We start from the raw sequence: 1,197 nt of genomic DNA, 5'->3' as shown, positions 1-1,197 counted from the left end.
ACTTGTTAGGGGAAACCCCTAAGACCCCAAGCCCATCAAGATGGGCAAGTCAACAAAGTTGACTTAAAAGCAAAACCAAAAGCCTGTTAGTGGGATGTGTATATGCGAAATAAAACTAAAATTTTCAGACTCACAGAGTTACAGCTAGAACAACTTGAGCAGCACCTCGAAAAAGAGAACACGAATTTTACAGACTTCATTCTCTCTTTAATTCAAAGGGAAATCATGCAAGATGCTGTAACCGTAAGACGACCAGAAGAAGATGAAAGGAAGCCTAGACTCAAAGTTAAAACAGTGATTGAAGTGGTTAAACGCTATCAAAAAACAGATCCTGCTTTACTGCTTGAGCTATCCAAAATCGGGAACAACTTAAACCAAATTGCACGAGCATTGAACATCATCAAAAATGCTGATCCGCAAGAGCAACGCAAGTTAGATATTTTCAGCATTTTTTCAGTTTTAAAAGGCATTCAAACCGAGTTAGAACAAGTATTTCCTGCACTTCCGAAAATCAGCAGACAAAGCCCTGAAAGGCTTAAAAAGCAATTGTCTTCGATACAGCTTGCTGAGGAGGATGAAAGTGCATATTAAATTTTTAAATCACGGCAAAGGATCGGCCGCACACGCTTCAGCGTATGTTTTAGATAAGTTCGATCATCTTGGCAATGTTCGGGCAGGTGTTGATGTTTTGCGTGGTGATGCGACTACATTTAACGCCATCTGTGACTCAAGTCCACATTTGTGGAAGTACACCAGTGGCGTGATCGCATGGTCAAAAGAAGACAGTCCGACAGATGAACAAATAAAAGAAGTCTTAGACGAGTTTGAAAAGCATGCTTTTTCGGGACTAGATCCCTCACAGTACCACCTTTTTGCCGTGCTTCACACAGACGATGACGGCTCGAAGCATATCCACGTTCTAGCACCACGCCTAGATATTCAAAGCGGTAAATCACTCAATATTGCCCCACCCGGCCATGAAAAGCATTTTGATTCTTTACGTGATTACTTCAACACAAAGTACCAGTGGTCACGCCCCGATGATCTGCTTTTGATGAAAACGACACAAGAGCCAAACTATGTCGCAAAACTCAACGCTCAAGCTAAAAATATTTTTACAGGTCAAGATCTTGAGGCGCTTACAAAAAAGCAGTTTGGCAAGCTCGTTGATAACTACGTACAAACATTTTTAAGGAC

General features: G+C 41.4%; 2 protein-coding genes. Both read left to right on the top strand.

Annotated elements, in window-relative coordinates; genetic code table 11:
- Nucleotides 1–102 precede the first annotated feature (102 nt).
- A complete protein-coding gene (gene mobC, locus FTV38_RS17725) occupies nucleotides 103–591 on the top strand; it encodes a plasmid mobilization relaxosome protein MobC (protein ID WP_180023072.1) in 489 nt (162 codons plus the stop codon).
- Nucleotides 575–1,197: relaxase/mobilization nuclease domain-containing protein (locus FTV38_RS17720; RefSeq protein ID WP_180023071.1), on the top strand; the 623-nt coding region annotated here is incomplete at its 3' end. The genes mobC and FTV38_RS17720, both read left to right, overlap by 17 nt.

This window comes from Acinetobacter sp. YH16044, assembly GCF_013417145.1.
GTDB lineage: Bacteria > Pseudomonadota > Gammaproteobacteria > Pseudomonadales > Moraxellaceae > Acinetobacter > Acinetobacter amyesii.
This window is presented reverse-complemented; position numbering and strand designations above follow the sequence as displayed.